The sequence below is a fragment of the Marinobacter halophilus genome (assembly GCF_003007685.1).
Taxonomy (GTDB): Bacteria; Pseudomonadota; Gammaproteobacteria; order Pseudomonadales; family Oleiphilaceae; genus Marinobacter; species Marinobacter halophilus.
This window is the reverse complement of the sequence record NZ_PXNN01000013.1, coordinates 287711-309657: the sequence shown is the minus strand read 5'-3', so window position 1 is coordinate 309657 and position 21947 is coordinate 287711. Positions and strand designations below refer to the sequence as shown.

18 protein-coding genes are annotated in these 21947 nt (G+C 57.5%); 8 read left to right on the top strand and 10 right to left on the bottom strand.

The features are described 5' to 3' along the window. Position 1: 1 nt before the first annotated feature. Genes C7H08_RS11255 through C7H08_RS11235 form a run of 5 tightly spaced genes read right to left on the bottom strand, consistent with a single transcriptional unit; the run spans position 2 to position 5090 of the window. Positions 2-475: a Na+/H+ antiporter subunit E gene (locus C7H08_RS11255; RefSeq protein ID WP_106671860.1), complete on the bottom strand. Its 474-nt coding sequence runs from the start codon at positions 473-475 to the stop codon at positions 2-4. After that, on the bottom strand, positions 472-1986 hold the full coding sequence (locus C7H08_RS11250) for a Na+/H+ antiporter subunit D (RefSeq protein ID WP_106671858.1): 1515 nt from the start codon (positions 1984-1986) through the stop codon (positions 472-474). The genes C7H08_RS11255 and C7H08_RS11250 overlap by 4 nt, the downstream gene beginning before the upstream one ends. Further along, positions 1983-2330: a Na+/H+ antiporter subunit C gene (locus C7H08_RS11245; protein WP_106671856.1), complete on the bottom strand. Its 348-nt coding sequence runs from the start codon at positions 2328-2330 to the stop codon at positions 1983-1985. Before C7H08_RS11245 ends, C7H08_RS11250 begins: the two co-directional genes overlap by 4 nt. Positions 2331-2364: 34 nt before the next feature. Next, the gene (locus tag C7H08_RS11240) at positions 2365-2790 is read right to left on the bottom strand and encodes a Na+/H+ antiporter subunit B (RefSeq protein WP_106671854.1); all 426 of its coding nucleotides are present in this window, start codon (positions 2788-2790) and stop codon (positions 2365-2367) included. Then, complete coding sequence (locus C7H08_RS11235; protein WP_106671852.1) at positions 2787-5090, bottom strand: putative monovalent cation/H+ antiporter subunit A; 2304 nt, start codon at positions 5088-5090, stop codon at positions 2787-2789. The genes C7H08_RS11240 and C7H08_RS11235 overlap by 4 nt, the downstream gene beginning before the upstream one ends. A 260-nt stretch (positions 5091-5350) precedes the next feature. Between C7H08_RS11235 and C7H08_RS11230 the strand changes: the two genes are divergently transcribed. After that, positions 5351-7405: an NADPH-dependent 2,4-dienoyl-CoA reductase gene (locus tag C7H08_RS11230; protein ID WP_106671851.1), complete on the top strand. Its 2055-nt coding sequence runs from the start codon at positions 5351-5353 to the stop codon at positions 7403-7405. A gap of 63 nt (positions 7406-7468) precedes the next feature. On the opposite strand, the gene C7H08_RS18185 is transcribed toward C7H08_RS11230, so the two are convergent. Together C7H08_RS18185 and C7H08_RS11225 are read right to left on the bottom strand one after the other, a co-directional pair. Next, a complete protein-coding gene (locus C7H08_RS18185) occupies positions 7469-7633 on the bottom strand; it encodes a hypothetical protein (RefSeq protein ID WP_165793956.1) in 165 nt (54 codons plus the stop codon). A gap of 110 nt (positions 7634-7743) precedes the next feature. Continuing rightward, positions 7744-8736 carry a GlxA family transcriptional regulator gene (locus tag C7H08_RS11225; RefSeq protein WP_106671849.1) on the bottom strand — a complete coding sequence of 331 codons (993 nt, stop codon included), beginning with the start codon at positions 8734-8736 and terminating at the stop codon, positions 7744-7746. A gap of 95 nt (positions 8737-8831) precedes the next feature. On the opposite strand from C7H08_RS11225, the gene C7H08_RS11220 reads away from it, so the two are divergent. Both C7H08_RS11220 and C7H08_RS11215 read left to right on the top strand, forming a co-directional pair. Beyond that, entirely contained in the window at positions 8832-10634 is a 1803-nt protein-coding gene (locus C7H08_RS11220) for an acyl-CoA dehydrogenase (RefSeq protein ID WP_106671848.1), read from the top strand. A gap of 423 nt (positions 10635-11057) precedes the next feature. After that, complete coding sequence (locus tag C7H08_RS11215) at positions 11058-11837, top strand: crotonase/enoyl-CoA hydratase family protein (protein WP_106671847.1); 780 nt, start codon at positions 11058-11060, stop codon at positions 11835-11837. 67 nt (positions 11838-11904) lie between these two features. On the opposite strand, the gene C7H08_RS11210 is transcribed toward C7H08_RS11215, so the two are convergent. Then, on the bottom strand, positions 11905-13197 hold the full coding sequence (locus C7H08_RS11210) for an alkane 1-monooxygenase (RefSeq protein ID WP_106671845.1): 1293 nt from the start codon (positions 13195-13197) through the stop codon (positions 11905-11907). Positions 13198-13449: 252 nt separating this feature from the next. Here C7H08_RS11210 and C7H08_RS11205 point away from each other — a divergent pair, with 252 nt between their 5' ends. Then, a complete protein-coding gene (locus tag C7H08_RS11205; protein ID WP_106671843.1) occupies positions 13450-13701 on the top strand; it encodes a hypothetical protein in 252 nt (83 codons plus the stop codon). A 79-nt stretch (positions 13702-13780) separates the two neighbouring features. Next, a complete protein-coding gene (locus C7H08_RS11200; RefSeq protein WP_106671842.1) occupies positions 13781-14074 on the top strand; it encodes a hypothetical protein in 294 nt (97 codons plus the stop codon). Positions 14075-14194: 120 nt separating this feature from the next. Here C7H08_RS11200 and C7H08_RS11195 read toward each other — a convergent pair whose 3' ends face one another. Then, positions 14195-16591: a PhoX family protein gene (locus C7H08_RS11195; RefSeq protein WP_243411433.1), complete on the bottom strand. Its 2397-nt coding sequence runs from the start codon at positions 16589-16591 to the stop codon at positions 14195-14197. A gap of 144 nt (positions 16592-16735) precedes the next feature. Between C7H08_RS11195 and C7H08_RS11190 the strand changes: the two genes are divergently transcribed. Beyond that, on the top strand, positions 16736-18376 hold the full coding sequence (locus tag C7H08_RS11190; RefSeq protein WP_106671838.1) for a methyl-accepting chemotaxis protein: 1641 nt from the start codon (positions 16736-16738) through the stop codon (positions 18374-18376). Positions 18377-18399: 23 nt separating this feature from the next. Here C7H08_RS11190 and C7H08_RS11185 read toward each other — a convergent pair whose 3' ends face one another. Then, a complete protein-coding gene (locus C7H08_RS11185) occupies positions 18400-19713 on the bottom strand; it encodes an MFS transporter (RefSeq protein ID WP_227663115.1) in 1314 nt (437 codons plus the stop codon). 156 nt (positions 19714-19869) lie between these two features. Here C7H08_RS11185 and C7H08_RS11180 point away from each other — a divergent pair, with 156 nt between their 5' ends. Next, entirely contained in the window at positions 19870-20709 is an 840-nt protein-coding gene (locus tag C7H08_RS11180; RefSeq protein WP_106671834.1) for a 23S rRNA (adenine(2030)-N(6))-methyltransferase RlmJ, read from the top strand. Positions 20710-20719: 10 nt separating this feature from the next. Continuing rightward, positions 20720-21940 carry a hypothetical protein gene (locus C7H08_RS11175; protein ID WP_227663113.1) on the top strand — a complete coding sequence of 407 codons (1221 nt, stop codon included), beginning with the start codon at positions 20720-20722 and terminating at the stop codon, positions 21938-21940. The last annotated feature ends 7 nt before the right edge of the window (positions 21941-21947 follow it).

The following is a 21947-nucleotide window of genomic DNA, read 5'->3' as shown; positions in this document are numbered from 1 at the left end:
CTCAGCGCATGATCTTCAGAATCCGGAACTCAAGCTCCTTGAGATCCTTGCGCAACTGCTCCTCGTCTTGCAGGAACATGGCGTGAATATAGAGCACCCGCCGATCATCGGAGACGTCCAGGCTCAGGGTGCCCGGAGTCAGCGAAATGAAGCTGCTCAGGAACATGATCTCAGCGTCACTGTGCGCTTCCATTTCAAAGGCGATCACACCGGGCTTCATGTACCAGACCGGGGTGGCGACGTCATAAGCGACCCGGAAGTTCGCCTTGAAAAGTTCCTTGATAAAGAACAGGGAAAAGGACACCAGCCTTGGCAGCCGGCGCGAATACCCTTTGAGCGCCGGGACATGCTTCTGCAACACCATCAGTGCCAGATAGCCAAAGATCAAGCCGGCAAGCAGGTTCCAGGCGGTGAACGAGCCACTTAAGGCAACCCAAGCCAGCGCCAGGGTGACGTTCCAGAAGAATCCGATCATGGCTGATTCCCTCCCAACACCGCCTCGATGTAAAGCTGCGGGTTCATCAACTGCTTGGCCGACATCTCTGCCAATTCGTAAATTGGCTGGCCGTAGAGGCCGATGATCAGGGTGCAGATCGCCAGGCCAACCATGGGTACATAATAGGCCCAGGCGTGCTTCTCGTTCAGCTTGCCCTTGAGTTCTTCAGTGTTGTGCACGTGATCCGGAATTTTCTTCCAGAACACCTCGGCCCAGATCTTGATCATGGAATAAAGCGTGAGCAGGCCCACCAGCAAAGCGACAAAGGTCACCACATAGGCTTCGGCCTCAAGTGCTGCGCGGATGATTACAAACTTGGCAAAGAAACCCGACAGCGGTGGAATGCCGGCCAGCGAGAGCGCCGGAATCAGGAATAACACCGCCAGCAGTGGGCGGTATTTGTAAACGCTGCCCAGGTCTTTGAGCTCATAGCTGCCGAGCAGCCGATAGACAAAGCCGCTGACCAGGAACAGATTCGTCTTAACAATGATGTGGTGCATGATGTAAAACACACCGCCAATGATGGCCAGCGGCGTGTACAACGCCAGCCCCAGCATCATGTAGCCGATCTGGCTGACGATGTGGAACGACAGGATACGCCGGAATTCGAATTGGGCGGCCGCGCCCAGCACGCCGGTGAGCATGGTCGCGGTTGCGGCCCACAGCAGGATGTTGTGTGTGTAATCCACATCCTGGGTAAAGATCAGCGTAAACATCCGGAACAGGGCATAAACGCCCACCTTGGTCAGCAGGCCGGCAAACAGCGCAGACACCGCGACCTGAGGCGTGTGGTACGAGGCCGGGAGCCAGAAGAACAACGGGAACGCCGCCGCCTTGATGCCGAATGAGACCATGAACATCATAGCGACCACGGTGATCATGCCCGGGTCTTCTACCTGGCTGACTTTCTGGGCGATATCCGCCATGTTCAGGGTGCCGACCATGCCGTAGAGCAGACCCACGGCAGACAGGAAGATCGCCGACGAGAACAGGTTGAGGGTGACGTACTTGATGGCGCCTTCCATCTGCGCCCGCTCGCCACCCAGGGTCAGCAGAGCAAACGACGCCAGCAGCATCACCTCAAACCAGACGAACAGGTTGAAGATGTCACCGGTCAGGAAGGAGCCAGCCACACCCGCCAACAACAGATGCATCAGTGGGTAGTAGCCAAACTTCTCATGCCCGCGCGGGGTGGAGGCAAGCGAATAGATGGCAATCGCCAAACCGATAATGCCGGTCAGCACAATCATGATGGCCGCCAGCACGTCCGATACAAAGACAATGCTGAACGGTGCCGGCCAACTGCCCATTTGCATGGTGATAAAGCCATGCTCGGTGGTCGACATCAGCAACCAGATGCCAGTCCACAGCAGCAGGGCATTGGCCAGCACCGCCAGGATGCGTTGGTAGCGAACCGACCGCCAAAGCGACAGCGACAGGGCGCCGGCGGTCAGAGGAATCAGTACAGGAAGAATCAGTTCCGGGCTCAAGTGTCCGTATCCTTCATTTGGTCCAGGTCATCGGTTCCGACCACCTCATAGGCTCGGCGGATAAGCACCACAGCGAAGGCCAGTACGCCAAAGGCAATTACAATGGCTGTCAGGATCAATGCCTGAGGCAGCGGGTCAGCAACAATGCCGACCGGGCCGCTGGCGCCGTCCGGAATCAATGGCGGTGCACCGCGGGTCATGCCGGCTACTACAAAAATCAGCAGGTTCGCTGCGTTACTCAGCATCATCAAACCGATGACCAGCTTGACGATCGAGCGCCTGAGCATCATGTAAAAGGCGGCAGTGAACATAATGCCCACCACATAGGCCATCAGGCTCTCCATAGAGATCCTCCAGGTGTTTGCTCTGAATAATGGGTCATTCTTCTGCTTCCATCAGGCCGATAACAAAGGTCATGATGGTGCCCAGCACTGCAAAGTAGACCCCGATGTCGAAGATCAGCGGCGTGGACAGTTTCAGATAGTCGCCTCCGGGCAGCGGGAGTTCCCACCAGTGGGCGGTCAGCATGGGCTGCCCGGAAAGCAGGGCTGGCAGCGTCGACGCCAGGCCCAGTAACAGCCCGGCGCCCAGCAGATCTCTGGGGCCTACCCGAAGAATCCGGCGGGCAGGCTCAGCGCCAAAGGCAAAGGCATAGAGTACGAAGGCACCGGCAGCGACCAGTCCGCCGATAAAACCACCGCCGGGCTCGTCGTGGCCCCGGAACAGCAGGAAAACCGAGAACATCAACTGCAGCGGCATAATCAGCAAAGCCGCCGTGTGCAGAATCATGGTATTTGACTTCATGGTTTGTGCTGATCCTCCGCTTTCAGTTTCAGCATAGAGAGCACACCGAGTGCCGCAAGTGACAGCACAAAGATTTCGCCCAGAGTATCCAGAGCCCGGAAATCGACCAGTATCACGTTCACGATGTTCCTGCCGTACGCCAAAGGCGCACTGTTCTCAACGTAGTAAGTCGATATTGTCTCGAAGTACTGGATATCGAGGACGGCCAGCATCATCAGGGTGATCGTGATGCCGGCAAACACCGACACGGCGAGATCGCGGTAACGCTGGAACGGCGTTGACAGGTTCACAAATTCCGGCAATTTGAACAGTACCAGCACCAGCAGGATAACCGTCAGGGTTTCTACCAGCAGCTGGGTGATGCCGAGGTCGGGCGCGCTGAACAGGATAAAGGTCAGGGCCACACCGAAACCCAATACACCCATGGAGGCAACGGAGCCGAGCCGGGAGTGGGTACTGCTGGCAAAGACAGCCGACGCCACCAATAACAGGGCGATGCCCCATTCATAGAAATGACTGTCGGCCAGATTCAGCGTGAAGTGCACGCCGTACTTGTCGAGCATGGTGTAGCCGGCCAGCCCGAAGGTAACGGCGACCAGCACCAGCATGTAGATGCCCAGCACGCCATTCTGCAACATCCGGGTCTGCCAGCTGGCGACAACGGTAATCCACTCCATAATCTTGAAGTAGCCAGCCTCCGGCCCGACACGGCTACCCGCATAGTTGATCGCATTGAGGGTTGGCTGGATTCGCGGCCAGGCACGGAACAGCAGAAGGCCCACAATCAGGCTGACGGCGGACAGTAACAGCGGCGCATTGATGCCGTGCCAGAGTGCCAGGTGGAAATCCACCGGTGCCCCATAAACCGAGGCGACCGCTGCCTTCAATAGAGCGTTTTCTGGCAGGAACGGCATCAGGCCGAAGGCCAGGGCAATAATGGTCAGAACTGCAGGGCCAATCAGCATGCCAAAAGGGGCTTCATGAGGTGTTTTCGGGGTGTCGCCCGGGGTCCCAAAAAATGGTTTGATCGCGACCAGCCCGGCCACGCCCACGATCAGAATGGCTGACGCGACGGCCGCCATCACCAGCAAGTTGCTCCAGAGCGGTGCGTCAAGCAGAGACTCCAGCATCAACTCCTTGGCAATAAACCCGAACAGCGGCGGCAGGCCAGCCAGTGACAGTGCCGCAAAGACGGCAATGGTGGCAGTCACAGGCATGGCCTTGCGCAGGCCGCCCATGCGGGAGATGTCCTTGGTGCCGGTTTCGTGATCCAGAGCGCCTGCGAGCATGAACAGCGCGCCTTTGTACAAGGAGTGAGCGATCAGGAAGCAGATAAACGCCGTCATGGCGAGCTCGGTACCAACGCCAATCAGCATCGTCAGCGTACCCAGCGCCATCACGGTGGAGTAGGCCAGAACTTTTTTGATTCCGGTGCTGCTGAAGGCGAACCAGGCGCCGGTCAACATGGTGGCAGCACCAAAGCCCATCAGCATCATGCTCCAGAATTCGCCTTCACCCAGAGCCGGGTTCAGGCGAGCCATCAGGTAAATGCCGGCCTTGACCATGGTAGCCGAGTGCAGAAACGCAGACACCGGCGTTGGTGCCGCCATGGCGTTGGGCAGCCAGAAGTGGAATGGCACTTGCGCTGATTTGGTAAACGCGCCAGCCAACAGGCACAGCACAGCGGCGGTATAGAACGCGTGCTGATGGATCGGGTCACCAGAAGCCAGGATGGCAGAGATAGAATAGCTGCCCGTCATGATCGTCAGCAGAATCAGGCCGGCCATCAGAGCCATGCCACCGGCCACCGTCACAAACAATCCCTGGAGTGCGCACTTGCGGGCTTCAAGGTCTTCGTGATTGAAACCGATCAGCATGTAGGAAGTGATGCTGGTCAGTTCCCAGAACACAAACAGCGTGATCAGGTTGTCGGACAGCACCAGACCGAGCATCGATGCCATGAACGCTAGCATAATGACGAAAAAACGTGCCAGGTATTTGTGTCCGGCCAGATAAGAGCCCGCGTAGATCAGAATAAAGGTTCCGATACCGCTGATCAGTAATGCAAAGGTCAGAGAAAGGCCATCAACCAGAAAGTTGAGCGAGATACCCAGCCCAGGCAGCCATTGATATTCCAGCAGCAGTGGTCCGCCCTGAACCTGCGACAGAAACGTGCTGAAATAAGCAACGAGGCTCGCCGGCAGCAACGCCAGTAACCAACCGATATATTTGCCCGCGACCCGATGTAAAAGGGGCACGACAATAGCCAGCAGAAATCCGGATAACACAGCCAATAGCATGTGCGTCAAAGCTCCGTTTTGGCACCTCAGCGATATGCTGTCGCGGGGGTGCAGGATATTGGTTGATAGGCAATAGCTATGGTTTCTACCTTCAAAGGTGCCAGAAAGACTATCTGACAGATTGACCAAAGGCAAGGCAAACCGTGCGACACTAAGTGTCGACCGCTCAAGCCGGACAATACGGGATGCCATACCTTAGTCGAAGTCGGGTGTGGTAACCTTTTCAGCTGTTCTTCCACCAGACTCTGGCGACTTCCATCATGACTTCGACCTATCCTAACTTGTTGAAACCTCTTGATCTTGGCTTTACCGAACTCAAAAATCGGGTGCTCATGGGTTCCATGCACACGGGCCTTGAGGACCGGTTCTGGAATATTCACAAGTTCGCCCGGTATTTTGCAGAGCGGGCTGAGGGTGGCGTTGGCCTTATGGTCACCGGCGGTTACTCGCCCAACCTGGTCGGGCAACTGGCTCCGCTGTCGTCCACCATGAATAATCGGGGCACCGCCCTGTTGCATCGTCATGTGACCGGCGCTGTGCATGAGGCCGGCGGCAAAATCTGCCTGCAATTACTGCACGCCGGGCGTTACGGATACCAACCGCTGATTGTGTCTGCCTCCGCGACCAAAGCCCCGATCAGTCCTTTCAAGGCCCGTGCCCTGTCCACTAAAGGTGTCGAACGGCAGATCAATGATTTCGTCGACGCGGCCAAGCTGGCGAAATTTGCGGGTTATGACGGCGTTGAGGTGATGGGCTCCGAGGGCTATTTCATTAACCAGTTTCTGTGTGAGCGCACCAACAAACGCACCGACAAATGGGGTGGCCCTTTCGAAAACCGCATGCGCCTGCCGGTCGAAATTGTTCGCCGGATGCGCGAGGCGGTGGGGCCTGAGTTCATCATCATCTACCGGTTGTCTATGCTCGACCTGGTGGAAGGTGGTCAGACCTGGGATCAGGTCGTCACCCTGGGCAAGGCCATCGAGCAGGCCGGTGCCACCATTATCAACACGGGCATTGGCTGGCACGAAGCCCGAGTGCCCACTATCGTGACCTCGGTGCCGCGGGGTGGTTTTGCCGATGTCACCGCCAAGTTCTACGGTGAAGTGGCGATTCCGATTTGTACCACCAATCGCATCAACACCCCCGAGAAAGGCGAAGAGATTCTTGCAGCTGGCAAAGCCGACATGGTGTCCATGGCCCGGCCGTTGCTGGCGGACAGCGAGTTTGTGCGCAAGGCTGAGCAGGGCCGCAGCGACGAGATCAACACCTGCATCGCCTGCAACCAGGCTTGCCTCGACCACGTATTCCAGGCCAAGCGGGCCTCGTGTCTGGTCAATCCCCGGGCCTGTCACGAAACGGAACTGGTGCTGACCGTGGCCCCCGTGGCGCGGCGGGTTGCGGTGGTTGGCGCAGGGCCTGCCGGCCTGGCGGCAGCCACAACCGCAGCCAAACGTGGCCATAAAGTGACCTTGTTTGACGCCGACGACCAAATTGGCGGCCAGTTCAACTACGCCAAGCGTATTCCGGGCAAGGAAGAATTCTACGAAACCCTGCGTTATTTCCAGCGCCAGATCGAGCTGTTGCAGATTGACCTGAAACTTAACACCCGCGTCGATTCGAAGGCGCTGGTAGGGCAGGGGTTTGATGACGTCATCATCGCCACCGGTGTAAAGCCAAGAACACCAAAAATAGACGGCATCGACCATCCGAAAGTGCTCGGCTACCTCGACGTGCTGCGCCACAACAAGCCGGTCGGCAAGACCGTGGCGGTGATCGGCGCCGGTGGCATCGGCTTTGACGTCAGTGAATTCCTGACCCATGACTTCGGCCAGCACCCGGAAGGCGAGCAGATCAGCGTGGCGGACTGGCAGGCGGAGTGGGGCGTTAACCCGACGTTTGAAGGCCCCGGTGGCCTGGCGGAACGCGAACCGACCCCCTCGCCACGCAAGATTTACCTGATGCAGCGCAAAACCGGCAAAGTCGGTGGTGGCCTGGGCAAAACCTCCGGCTGGGTGCACCGGAACAGCCTGAAGCATCGGGATGTTGAAATGCTCAAAGGTTGCCGTTATGACCGCATTGACGATCAGGGCCTGCACATCACCCTGACCGACAAGAACGGCAAAGCTCAGGAGAGCAGAGTGTTGGCGGTGGATAACGTGATCATCTGTGCCGGCCAGGAGTCGTTCCGAGAGCTTTATGATCAGCTCTCGGAGTCTGGCGTCAAAGCGCATTTGATCGGGGGGGCGGATCTGGCAGAAGAGCTGGATGCAAAACGGGCCATCCGGCAGGGTACCGAAGTGGCTGCGGCCATCTGAACTCCGCAGAAAACGGCAACAGGTGACCCAAAAGGGCATTCAATAGCCGATTGAGGCAGGTGGCTACCGGGCGGCTTTTAAAGCGTTGGAGATGGCCTCTGCCTCGGCTTCGAGTACCTGGCAACGCAGGCTGTTGCCCTGTTGAAGCGCATGCTCAAGCTGCTTGCGCTTCATGTCGTACAGGCGGGTCAGAATGCTGGCCTGGCTTTGTTTGATCGGTGCGTTCATGGCGATCTCTCCATAGGCACGACTGTCGGTATTCTTTACGTTGGCAGGTCAAACCTGGCCTTCTGGTTAATAAACTGCATAACCCACGCCAGAAATCGGCCAGGCGGAGATCAGCGCCCGAACCTCGACCGATAAACACCCGGTGCCATGCCAGTGTGTTTCCGGAACAGACGGCTGAACGAGCTGACGTCCTCGTACCCGACCAGCCGGGTGATTTCCTCCACCGCCACTCGCGAGTTCTCCAGATGCTGCCGGGCCGCCTCAATACGCAGCGTCTGCAGGTAACTGGTCGGAGTATCGCCGGTCGCCTCCTTGAACCGGCGAATCAATGAACGTTCCGTCAGCCCGCTCAAGGCCGCCAGAGACGGCAGCGTCACCGGCTGGCGGTAGTGGGCGTCCAGCCAGTCCTGCAACTTCAGAATCGGGCTGTCCGAGTGATAGCGCCGGGCTTGCAGGGCACTGTACGGCGCCTGACTGGTGCGGCCGGCGTCAATCACAAACGCCTTCGCCAACTCCCGCGCCACCTGCGCCCCCGCAAACCGTTCCACCAGATACACCCCCAGATCCCACCAGGCCATCCCGCCGCCGGCACAGGCCACCGGCCCATCCACCGTCACCAGTTTCTCCGGCTGCAAATCCACCGCCGGAAACCGCTCCCGAAACGGATTGCTGAAGCCCCAGTGCGTGGTCGCCTCACGGCCATCCAGCAACCCCGCCTCTGCCAACAAAAACGCCCCGGTGCAATTACTGGCCACCCGAACCCCGCCATCACCGGCGTGCTGAAACTGTCCCAACCAGCGAATCAGTTCTGAATTACCCGCCAAGGTTTGATCTATCGGCGCACCGATCGTCGGAATGATTACCAGGTCATCCACCCCGAAGGCCTCCACCTCGCGCCAGGACCCGTCTGCCAACAGCGTCAGCCCGTTAATGCACCGACAGGGTTCGCCCGCCTCCGTCAGCAGGCGGGTCTTGAACCAGGCATGGGGCGGTTCCCCGTGAATCCGGGCCCAGGTCACCCCGGCCATCCGGAACAGGTCGATAACCCCGGTGATCGCGCTGGCCAGGGCGCCGTCAAAGCCGATGATGGTGACGGTTTTCATGAAATGGCGGTTTCCACCAAGAATAAGTCAGAAATGACAATTCCAACCAGTGTAGTGGTTGTGAGAGGCTAAGGGCAATAAACAGGAGAGCAAGAATGACCGACACCCTCATCGACCGCCGCGACCTCGAATTCCAACTGTACGAGGTCTTGGACACCGAAACGCTGACTCAGCGTGAGCGCTTCAGCGAACACAGCAAAGAGACCTTCGATGCCGTCATCGAAACCGCTGACAAAATGGCGAAAGAGAAATTTGCCAATCACAACAGCGCCGCCGACAAAGACGAGCCGAAATTCGTCAACGGCCAGGTCGACATGCTGCCGGACGTCAAAAAAGCCTTCGACGCCTATGCCGAAGCTGGCTTCCTCGCCGGACGTTACGACTACGACCTGGGCGGCATGCAGCTGCCGGAATCGGTCATGGCCGCCTGCAACGGCTTCTTCACCGCCGCCAACCCAGGCACCGCAGGCTACCCATTCCTGACCACGGCGGCTGCCAACCTCATCCGCGTGTTCGGCAACGACCAGCAGAAAACCACCTTTCTGCCGCCCATGCTCAGCGGCCGTTTCAGTGGCACCATGGCCCTGACCGAGCCCCACGCTGGCTCCAGCCTGGCCGACATACGCACCTCCGCCACGCCTACAGAAGATGGTCATTACCTGATCAAAGGCGCCAAAATCTACATCTCCGGCGGTGAACAGAGCATCACCGAGAACATCGTTCACATGGTGCTGGCCAAAATCAAAGGCGCGCCGGCCGGTGTCAAAGGCATCTCCCTGTTCATCGTCCCCAAGTTCCACGTTGATGACGCCGGTAACCCGGGCGAGCGCAACGGCGTCAGCCTGGCCGGTTTGATCCATAAACTTGGCTACCGGGGCACCACCTCCACCGCCCTCAGTTTCGGCGACGACGCCCCTTGTCACGGCTTCCTGGTTGGCGAGCCGCACCAGGGCCTGAAATACATGTTCCAGATGATGAACGAAGCCCGCATCGGCGTTGGTTTCGGCGCCGCCGTGATCGGCTACCGCGGTTACATGCACAGCCTGGAATACGCCAAAGACCGTCTGCAGGGCCGCAAAGCCAGTGAAAAAGACCCGGAAAGCCCGCAGGTGCCGATCATCGAGCACGCCGATGTGCGCCGTATGCTGCTGGCCCAGAAAGCCTACAGCGAAGGCGGCCTGGCCCTGTGCCTGTATGGTGCCCGCCTGATGGACGAGCAGCACACTCACCCGGACGAGCAGAAGCGTGTCGAGGCCGGCAAACTGCTGGACCTGCTCACCCCGGTGATCAAAGCCTGGCCCTCCGAATTTGGTCCCAAAGCCAACGACCTGGCGATCCAGGTTTATGGTGGCGCTGGCTACACCCGTGAATACCCGGTCGAACAATGCTGGCGCGACAACCGCCTGAACCCGATTCACGAAGGCACTAACGGCATCCAGGCCCTGGACCTGCTCGGCCGCAAAATCTGGCAGGATCAAAGCCACGGCCTGCAACTGCTGATGCAGGAAATGCAGGTTGACCTGCAAGCCGCCACCACCGATCGCTGCCAGCAGTGGGCGCTGTCCTTGAGCGAAACCCTGCAGCAGGCCGTGAAAGTCACCCAAAGCCTGGGCAAATCTTTGATGGGCGGCGAAGTCGACAAAACTCTGGCCAACGCCAGCTGCTACCTGCACCTGTTCGGCCACATCATTGTCGCCTGGATGTGGTTGCGCCAGGCCAACGCCGCCGCCAATGCCGTGGCTTCCGCCAACAGCGACAGCGAGCGCAACTTCTACCAGGGCAAACTCCAGGCTGCCCAGTACTTCTTCCACTGGGAGCTGCCGACCGTCGCCCAGGATCTGGTTTTGCTCCGGAATCAGGATGATACGTGCCTGAACATGAAGGCTGATTGGTTCTGATTTGGTGCTTTGGTTCTGTTCGTAGCCTGCAGGTTTGGGCGTTAGCACGCTCGGCTGGTGGCCTTTCCGGGACACGCCCACGAGTACGTCCCTGTAGGCTCGTTTCGGGCCGTCCATGGCCCTCAACGGTCCCGGAAAGGCCCACCAGCCGAGCGCACCCGAGCCGTGGTGCGGCGCGCAGAAATGCAGCCAAACAAAGTTTGTTTTGGTGTTACAGGTCAATAGTCGCGATGTGCGGTTTCCGTATCGCTGCCAAGACTGGGGCACGAGCGACGGGTAAGGCTTTCCGGGACTGTCTGCAGCAGGGATGCTGCAGTCAAGCTTACAGGGACGTATTCACAGCGTGTCCCGGAAAGCCTTACCCGTTGATCGTGCGAACTCCAAACCTGACAGGCTAGGTTCCCAAAAAAGAGGACAACCCCAATGTCACTGGTAAACATAGAAAAACAAGGCCACATCTTGCTGATCGGCCTGAACCGCCCGGAAAAAATGAACGCCATGAACCGGGCCATGTACCACGAAATCGCTGCTGCCTACTATCAGCTCCAGAGTGACCCGGACCTGCGCGTGGCCGTGATGTATGCCGAAGGCGACCACTTCACCAGCGGCCTGCAACTGGACGACTGGGCCGGCGTGTTCGCCAACGGCAAAGGCATCGAACCCGGTGACGGCGAACTCGACCCCTTCGACATCACCGGCGACAGCCTCACCAAACCCGTCGTCTTCGCCGCCCAGGGCATCTGCTTCACCTGCGGCGTCGAAATGATGCTCAACACCGACATCCGCGTCGCCGCCAAAGGCACCCGCTTCGCCCAGCTCGAAGTCAAACGCGGCATCTTTGCCTGTGGCGGCGCCACCATCCGCCTGCAGCGGGAAATCGGCTGGGGCAACGCCCAGCGTTACCTGCTCACCGGCGATGAATGGACCGCCGAACAAGCCTACCAATGGGGGCTGATCCAGGAGTTGGTCGAACCCGGAGAACAGTTCAGCAAAGCCCTGGAAATCGCCGAGAAAATCGCGAAAGCCGCACCGCTCGGTGTTAACGGCAGCCTGAAGTCGTCAAAAATCGCCGTCAGCGAAGGCCAGGAAGCCGCCAAGCAGCGCCTGTTCCCGGATCTGCGACCGGTGATGGCCAGCGAAGACGTCAAAGAAGGTATTCAGTCGTTTCTGGAAAGAAGGGAAGCGGTATTCAAAGGGAAATAGTGGTTGGCCGCCGGCCCCGCAACCAAAAGGCTGGGGCCGGCAACCAAACCATCACTATCGTCAGAGCTTAGGCCGCCTCAGACTCAGAAGAAGAATCAGCCCGACGAGACGCAGCCTCAGCCGCCACTTCTGCAGCATAGTCAGCGTACTTGGCTATCAGCTCCTCCCTGCGATCCGGATCCCAGTTGATCTTCGACAAATCGCCTTCGTAGTGATCAATTACCCGCTTATCCATGGTCTCATACCACCACTGAGGCAAGTACGCCGGCAACAACATCGACGCATAACCACCCGGCAGCTGTGGCGCGTTTTCAAAATGCCTCAAGGCCTGATAACTCCGGGTCGGATGCGCGTGATGGTCCGAATGCCGCTGCAGCTGATAGAGAAACAGATTTGTCACTACATGATTGCTGTTCCAGCTATGCTCGGGCTGAGTGCGCTCATATTTACCAGCCTTGTCTTTCTGGCGCAGCAAACCGTAGTGCTCGATGTAATTCACACTCTCCAGCAAACTGGCGCCGTAAACCGCCTGCGCCGCCAGGAACGGAACCGCACGCGGACCGCACAGCAGCGTGGTCGCGCCAAAGAACCCGGCGCTCATCGCCCAGCCCTGAAGCAGTTCGTTTTCCATACTCCAGAAGCTCTTCCCCTTGCGCTCAAGCCGAGCCTTCTCGATTTTTACCGACGACTTCATGCCACCAAATACCGTGCGTGGCAGAAACTTCCAGAAACTCTCGCCCATCCGGCTGCTGGCCGGATCTTCCGGTGTCGCCACCCGCTTGTGATGGCCAAAATTGTGCTCCACCACAAAATGGGTGTAGCCAGTCGGCGCCAATGCCGCCATCGCCATCAGTTTGTTGAACTTGTTCGATTTGTGGCCCAGCTCATGGGCGGTGTTGATGCCCACCCCGTTAATGGCACCCACGGTCAGCGTCAGGCCGATTTTGTCTTCAAGGGGCGTGTTCTTGCGGCTGGCCAGCCAGGCGCCCAGCACCGTCATGGCGTACTGGGTCGGAATGAAGGCCTTTACGATGCGGTCGTAGTATTTATCCTGTTCCAGCGACCTCACAGCCGATTCGGGCGGATTGCTTTTATCTTCGCCAATGGCACGGTCGAGTGCGGGAATCACGCCGTGTACCAGGGCTGGGCCGGTCCAGGCCAGTGCTTTCAGTCTCTTCGGCGCAATCGCATAGCCAGTCAGGGCGGCGAGGCCGATGCCAGGCAGAGCGGGTCCAAGTAGCCACAGGTAGCGCTTGGGATCCTTCCAGGTAGTTTGTGTAAGGTCACTGTCCTCAGTGACTTTGATGACTGGCTCGTCCAATTTTTGGGAGTCCAGGGACCCTTTCACTTTGGCATTCATGACTGACTCTCCGTCGTGCTTGCTGGTTATTGTTCCTTGAATCTATGTCGGACAATCTTGCAATACAACAGATGTTTAAGTGTGAAGATGACTCTGGCCTGAAATGACAATCGAGGATGGTCGCCAGAAAACTTACTTTAGTTCCCGCACGGGACTATTTGACGGGCTTTCAGGTTAAGAGCTCAGGGTTGGTGGCGAGACCTGCATTTGTGGTCCAGACTTCTTCAAGACAAAAACAACAGGGAAGACCTTATGAGCGCCTTCAACCCGTCGCCGGCCACTGTTTCCTGGTCTGTGCAGCAGATGCTTCGGGAGTATGTGGGTTCACAACGCATCGTTGAGATTGTCTACCAGGACCCTGCGGGTCAGATCTGTGAAATCCATGAGGTCATCCGGGATCTGTTGAGCCGGGCAGGTCATGACTTTTTGGTTCTGGGCAGGGGAAAAGTGGTTGGTGTAGAGCATGTCATCATGATAAACGGGCAACGGTTTACCAAAGAGTAATCTGCATGTAATTGCCATTGCCCTGTCATGAGCTCTACCCTTTAAGCGCTGTAAACATGGATCGACAGAGGGATATGTTATGAACAAGCTCACGCTGAGCGCACTGGCGTTACTCACCACTCTGGGCCTCGCGGCCTGCAGCTCCGAGGACGATGAAGGTGCAGATTTTGAGCGGGCTGGCGAAAACGCCGGTGAAATGATGGACGATGCAGCCGACGCTACCGAAGAAACCTGGGACGACGCTACTGGCCAGAACCAAAGTGCCTGGGAAGAAACGAAGGAAGGTGTTGGTGAAGCCGGAGAAGAGATGGGCGAAGCCGCCGATGATGCGGGCGACGCTGTCGAAGATGGCTACAACGAGGCGACGCAGTAAGTATGGTTGATCGGGCAGTTACAGCCGATCTTCTCTGAACTTACTCCGTTACAAGCTGAAAAGCCTGGCCGCTAGTGTAACGTGCCAGGCTTTTGTTTTACGGAATTCTGTTGTTGAGGATCAGAGAGCGATTTCACCGCCGTCTTCGCGATAAATAACGATTGTAGCTGAACGTGGTCGGTTCCCTCCTTCCCCAAACGCGGTGGCATCTCTTGAGCCGGCCGGCCATACACTCACATTGGTATTGAACGAGTCCTTGGAACCACCCTCGCCGGGGTGCTGGATGTTTATGAACATTGACCGTGCGTCTGCGGTCATACTGATGCCGGTAATCTCACAGCCGTTGGGGCCAACCAGGAAGCGTTTGAGCTTGACGGCTTCTGCAGGTTGTCCGACGAAGGTCTCGATAGAAGCCTGGTTATCACTGTCAGCTGTAGTCACGGTCACGCTTTCCCCGTCTCCGTACTCGCCAGGTATGGCGACCAGCATCTGGTTGTTGGTCTTGCTGCGAATGCCCGATGAGCCGTCATCGGTCTGAATCCACAACACTCCGCGAGGGTCGATGAACAGACCGTCGGGGCTGGAAAACTCGTTGTCGGCAGTCAGGCCAGAGACGTTGTAGTCTGATGAGGCATCAGCATCGGAACCAAACAGGAAAATGTCCCAGTCGAAAGTAGTCGATGCATGGTCGCCACCCGCCTCACGCCAGCGAATAATGTGACCATTCTGGTTGATTGCGCGAGGGTTGGCGCCATCGGTGCTACTGGCTGGGCGATTGCTCGTGTTGCCATTGGTGAGCGCGAGATATACGTCGCCATTCTGAGGGTTTACCGTAGCCCATTCGGGGCGGTCCATTGGAGTGGCGCCAACGACATCGGCTGCAAGTCTGGCGCTTGCAAGCACCTCCGCTTCGGTGTCGAAAGTGTAGTCCCAGCTATTGTCATTTCGGGTGTAGGTGTGGGTGCCAGAAAGTTCGATGTTGTCGTGCGACAACTCTTTCCAGACACCGGTGCCGTCATCATTGAATACCGCGACGTAGAGCTTGCCTTCATCCATATAGCGGTCGCCAGCGGCCAGGCCTCCATTACGGTCTGCCTCGTTCCAGTTGTGCTTGGACACAAACTTGTACATGTATTCACGGCGAGCATCGTCACCCGAATAAAAAACAACCGGCTTGCCTTCCTTCACTGGCGCTAGCCAGGCTCCCTCATGGGAGAGGCGGCCGAAGGTTGTCCTTATGCGAGGCTTCTGGGTGGGCCGGAAAGGATCGACTTCGGTGATATAACCGTGCAAATTTGGTTCATTCCTGAAGTCGGTTGTGGCAGATCCACCTGTTGTTTCGACTCGGAAGCGTTCGTATTGATCGCCAGGGATCAGGTTCCACTGACGATAATTCCAGCCATTGCCTCGGATGCCGTAACGTTCCATCCAGGCTCGATGTTTGTCAGAAAGCCCGGCAATATCTCCGACAGTGTAGTAGGCGTACCAGTTTTCTTCGGCTGCAAGGTAAGTACCCCATGGGGTGTGACCGTTGGCGCAGTTGTTCATGGTGCCGTAGCGGTTGGCGCCGGTAGGGGTTAGCTTGGTTTTGACGAAATCTTCACCAGCCACGGGGCCCCGCATGTCCATTTCAGTGAAGATCGTCAGGCGGCGGTTATAAGGGGAGTCAAGCACCACAGACCACTTGCCATTCTGTTTGCGGATTTCTACGCAAGAAACTCCGTGACCGTTCATTTCCCGATCCACGATTTTCTTCAGCTCCAGAAGATTCCCGTTGCTGATGGCATCAGCTTTCGACGTGGGTGTTTCATGGAGGGTGTTGTCTTCCAGATTCTCGTGATTCAAGACCAGAATTCCGCGATCCGATACGTCGGGATCGAATTGGCCTGCGGAATTCATGCCGAAGAAGTGCATTCCGTCGTGTTCGTCTCCAGAGCGGCTGTCGTAGTCAATATCGGTGCCGTCATTCTTGAAGGAGGGCAGCCCGGAGAATAAGGGGTCGCCTTTTGCAAACAGCACATCTGCTTTGTAACCTGGTGGCAGGATGACCCGGTCCTCAATTCCACCCGGCACTGCCTCAAATCCCAAACTCTGCGGATTCATGGTGGCTTGATCTGAAGGCTCGACAATGGCGTCTGAACTGCTGTTGCTGCTTCCTCCACAACCGACGAGTGCCATCGAGCCCAGGACCCCGACAGTCGCCGCTGACGCTGTTCCAGTAAGGAGGCGGCGACGTGAAAATCTGGCCTGAATAATGTCGTCAAAAGCCCGGTTATTACTTCTGTTGCTATCTTCTACAGGATGATGCCCCATCTCTATCTCTCCTTGAATCAGATGCTCATAACAGATTGGTTTAGGTGTCAGCGAACTCGTGGACACGAGATCACCCAGAGATAGAGTCGCGCAGTCCTGTGACCGGCTTGATGCACTTCTGTTACAAATCAAATTCTGGCGACTCAAAAATATACATAAAACAATGTCAGTAATGAGGCGCATGTGATGAATAGGGTTGAACACAAAGATTCAGGTTTTTGGTCTTCTGCCGATAACTTCTTGGGATTTACTAAAGTATGAGTTATTAACTCATATCAATTCATTACTCTCAGTCATGGCCTGTAATAACAATATGCTTGCGCACGCAATGATAAAAAAGAGGGCACCATGGGTTTACTCGATCGCACTACCATTATCTGGGGGCTGGGCATTGCTGTTTTGCTCGCCATTATTTGCCCGTGGGTGGCTCCGTTGTTAGGGCTGGATGCGGCTTCGCTGTTTATCGGCCTGGTGATCGGTTTGGTAGTCGCCGTCGGTTACCTGCTGGTGCGTGTTCTGGAGCCGGTCGAGCGCGGAATAGCCGGGCTGAACGATGGCACACTGCCGAGCAATCATCCGTTACAGCAGCAGTGCAAACAGTTACTGGCCGATGCCCGTGCCGGCAAGGCGCTGGTAGAAACTCTTTCTGACAGCGCCGACCGAAATGCCATATCGGCTGCGGAAGTGTCGTTTGCGGCGGACCAGGTCAAAAAGCGGCTCGACCAGCAGGTTGAAGAAACGGCGCAGATGGCGAATTACGCTGGCCAGATTACCGAATCGGTTCGTGAATCGTCCGAACAGGCCACCAACGCTGCGACCATGGCGCTGCAAAACCGTGAAGTCAGCATCGAGGGGCGACAGGCTTTGGCGTCGGCGATTGAAAGTGTCCGGATAGTGCATCAACAATCCGGTGAGAATCTGAGCCTGATTCAGGCCTTGAATGAAAAATCCACCAAGATCCAGGGCGTCACCTCCACCATTCAGGGTATTGCCGAGCAGACCAACCTGTTGGCACTGAACGCTGCCATTGAAGCCGCTCGAGCCGGGGACCAGGGTCGGGGCTTTGCCGTGGTTGCCGATGAAGTTCGCCAATTGGCGGGCCGCACTGCTCAGGCCACCAGTGAAGTGGCCGTCACCCTCGAAGAAATTCAGGGCGATACCGCCGTGATTGTGGCCCGCATTGAAGATCTGGCTCGCTCGGTAGAGCAGGGCCTGGAGTCTGTCGAGGGTGTCGGGGTGCAGCTGGATCTGATCAGGGACCAGTCAGATCGGGTTCAGCAGCAGGTGGCCCGCATTGCCGAGATTGATCAGAACAACGAGCAAAGCCTGGAGCAGGTGTTCTCAGCCATCGAATCGGTGCGTGATCACATCGCGGAAAGCGACACCAGTGTTGCGTCGTTGGCGGATCAGGCATCGACACTGATGGAATTGGCCGAAAAAGCCAATGCAGCTTTCGCGTTGAATAGCTCACAAAGCTATCACCGGACGTTTTTCGATCAGGCCCGCAGTGGTGCCGGGCAGATCGGCAAGCTGTTCGAGAACGCGATTCTGGAGGGCAAGTTGACGGAAGTGGCGTTGTTTGACAAGAAACGCGAGCCCATTCCGAAAACGGACCCGCAGCAGTATTCCAGCAGTTACGACCGTTATACCGATCAGGTGCTGCCCTCCGTGCAGGAGGCCATCAAAAACAGCCAGGATGCAATTGTGTTTGCTATTGGTTGTGCGCCTGATGGCTACGTCCCGACCCACAACCGGGACTTTGCGCACCCACCGACCGGTAATCGCGACGTAGATCTGGTGAAGAGCCGAAGCAAACGCCTGTTCAATGACCGCACCGGCATTCGCTGTGGCAGCCACACCGAAGACATGCTATTGCAGACCTATCGCCGGGACACCGGAGAGATCATGCACGACCTGTCTGTACCTATCTATGTCAATGGCAAGCACTGGGGCGGCTTCCGGGTAGGCTACCGGCCTTCCGGACACTGAACCCGGCGGCCGGGCATGGCCGGTCAGTCTTCAGTGACCTCTCTCAGTCGCAATGCGCTGATCGTGCCCGCCAGGCCCATCAAGCCCAACACAAGGATGACCGCTATGTCTGATATCAGTGACAGTGCCGCGGTCAGGCCGCCGGTGATCAGTAGCAGAACGCCGATGACGGTGTTGCTGACTGCGGTATAGTCTGTGCGTTTGTTACCGCCCGCCATGTCAACCAGATAGGTTTTGCGCCCCAGGCGCACGCCGGCGTGGGCGATGGTCAAAACAAAAAAGGCGAATGGATAGAACCAGGCGCCGCCCACACCGGGCCCGAACACCAGGGCAGCAATCCCTACCAGTAGACAAACCAGACTGGCCATGGCGGCACCCCGGATAATTACCCGGCGGCTTGAAGTATCGGCAGCCCAGCCCCAGAAACTGGCGCTGACCGAACTGGCCAGACTGCTGGCCAGCAGAAACACTCCGAGCATCCAGCCGACATCGGACTCCCGTTGCGCCAGTACCACAAAGTAGGGCGCAGCCAGGGCAGAGCAAAGCAGCAGCGCACGGGTAATGACAAAGTGCCGGAACGGTGCGTCGTCACGAAGTAAAGACAAGCTTTTTACCGCCTCGGCCATGGCGTTATTGCCGCCCCCCGTTTCTCCGGAATACTCTTCCACATTGGCAAATAGTATTCCGGCAATCACCCAGAGTGCCGCCGCCAGCAACAGCAGCAAAGTATAAAAACCAAGGGTTGGATCACCACGATCCCAGAACAACAGCGCGGTCATCACCACGGTCAGCGCGCCGCCAAGGGTAGTTGCAAGCCCGGATAGTCGGCCCCGGCGGGTTTTGGGAATGCATTTACCCTGGACATCCTTCATCGCCACCGAACAAAAACCCCGGGCCAGGGAGAACCCGATCAGTCCTGCCACAATGCCCAGGCCGGCGCCGTAGCCCTTCAGAAACCACACGCTTGCGGCCATGCCAACCACGCTGACCGCCTGGCCAAAACTGCCGAGCGTCCAGAACCATTTGCGAACGGCTTTACGACGCACCCAGGCACCGATAATCATTTGCGGAATCATAGAGCCGGATTCCCGGATCGGCACCAACCAGGCAACCAGTGCCGGCGCGCCCACCGCGCTCATCATCCAGGCCAGAACTGTTTTTGGGCTGATCAGCAGGTCGCCGAGTTTGGTCAGCACATTAGCGGCAAGAATCAGGAAAAAGTTCTTCGGCACCTCCCGGCAGGCTTCTTCGGGGATGTCTTTGCAGATTCTGGCGTCTTCTTCGTTGGCAATCAGGCCGTAAAGTTGGTCGATTCTGGTTTGGTTCTGGCTGGGCAACGTGCGTCCTCCTTGTGTCTCGAGCGCTAGCATAGCAGGTCGGCTGGCGGTTAATCATCGCACCAATACCTGAGACCATGGCTCAAGACGCCTCTGCTGAGGTTGCCTGTCTGGAATGACTGGTGCTTAATGAGCGCCTGAGATCAGGAGCCCGATATGCTGAGTTACCTTCATGCCTTCCACGCCGGCAACTTTGCCGATGTACAAAAACACGCTGCGCTGACCCTGGCACTGACCATGATGCAGGCGAAATCCTCACCGATCGCCTGTTTTGACACCCACGCCGGTAGCGCGCTCTATGACCTGACCAGCGAACGCGCCAGAAAAACCGCCGAGGCCGATAGCGGTATTCATCGGCTGTGGCCGTTTCGGCAGAGCCTGGCGTCGGCAGACTGGCAGCCCATGCTGGATATCCTGAGCCGGCACACAGGCAGCACTGACCAGATGCGCAGTTATCCCGGGTCCCCGGCCTGGTTCGCCGAGTTTGCCCGGCCGGGGGATTCCGTCACCGCATTCGAGCTGCATCCCACGGAAGGTCGCAGCCTTGAAACCTGGGCCACCGGCGCAGGAGTTCGGGTAATGCAGCAGGATGGTCTGAGCGGCCTGTTGAAGCGATTGCCACCAACCCAGCCCCGGCTGCTGACCCTGATCGACCCCTCCTATGAAATCAAGGACGACTACGCCCAGGTGGCAGATACGCTGACCCGGGCATGGCAGAAATGCCGTCATGGGGTTTATCTTGTCTGGTATCCGGTCCTGACCAATGGCCTTGAGAAACGGCTGGTCGAAGCGCTTGAAAACGGTCCCGTTCGCAAGATACTGCGTTGCGAGGTGATGCTGGATGAGCCACCTGAGCGCGGTATGGTGGGCTCTGGCATGTTGATAGTTAATCCGCCTTGGGGTTTTGAGCAACGTCTTGAGGCCATGATGAATGACCTGCAAGGCAGTGCCAGGCTTGGCCTGACGGCATCCAAGACCTGGCTGGTTCCGGAATGAACGGGTGGGAGTGGCAGCATTGATTGACGAAGTTGTACAGGATCATCCGTACCTGCCTGGCGGGTTGATACCGCTGGAGCAGTGGCAAACCCCCGAGACGTCGGTGCAGAAAACCGTTCGAGGTGCTCTGAATGACATCTTCGAACAGCTGCGCGTCGGAATCAGCCCTGAAGGTCAGGCGTTCCGGAGCTTGGATGATTTGCCCGTGCTTGCCGGTGACAGGCTTCGTGAATTTGCGCCAGAGCCGGATTCTGGGTTACTGGCAGAAACGCTTCAGAGTCAGCTTAATCAGCTCAAGCAGGCTGGAGCTCACCGTAGAAACGTCAGTTTTATTGTGACACCGCCTTTTTCAGGTGTGTCAGAGGCGTTGCGTCATACGCACCGGCGAATATTGACACCGCCCGACAACTTGTTCATGTCAGAGCAGGACGCAGCAGTTTGGTGGGAGGAGCAGTTGTCGATCGATGATTGGGTGGTGCCGCAGTTGGCGGACTTTTGGCTGCGCCATCAATCCGGGCTGAATCTACTGCGGGAGTTTTTTGCCCGAATCGCACTTGATGATACTTGTAATGGCCTTGTCGGCTGTTCCAGTTGGTGTTGGCAGTTCTGGATCCAGTATCTGCCGGAATTGAGCCTCGAGCCATACACGCTTGCTCCGCTCTCGGGTGGACAAATGACTCGCTGGTTTGATTATCTGGCGTCGGGCAAGGGCGATCAGCAGATGGTCGCGCGAATGACCCAAGACGGGCTATATGTGTTACCGAAGCCAGAAGAACAATCCCGCCATAAATACAGCAGCTTCACCCGGGATCTGGCTACGCTGGCACGGGGCAACCGGGGCGTTGCCCTGGCAATTTGGCAGCGTGCTCTCAGAGCCCGACCCGAGAATCAGAATGAACTCGAAGGAAAGGAGCCTGCTGTAGTCGCAGGGCGGCAATGTTGGGTGGTGCCACTTGACCAGCTTAGTCTGCCGTCGTTGTCCCACACTGCCGGTCGTCAGCCGAGTCACATTCTGCATGCCTTGCTATTGCACAGTGGCCTGACCACGGAGCAATTGCACCTGGTCACGGGAATGCCCGAACAGGAGGTCCGCCTGAGTCTTGCCAAGATGATGCGGGCGGAGCTGGTGAGCCTGGATAGGGAGTTCGGAGTGTATCGGGTCACACCACTGGGATACCCGGCCGTGCGCAAGAACCTTCAGGCCCGAGGCTATCCGGTGGATGGTTTTTAGGAGAACA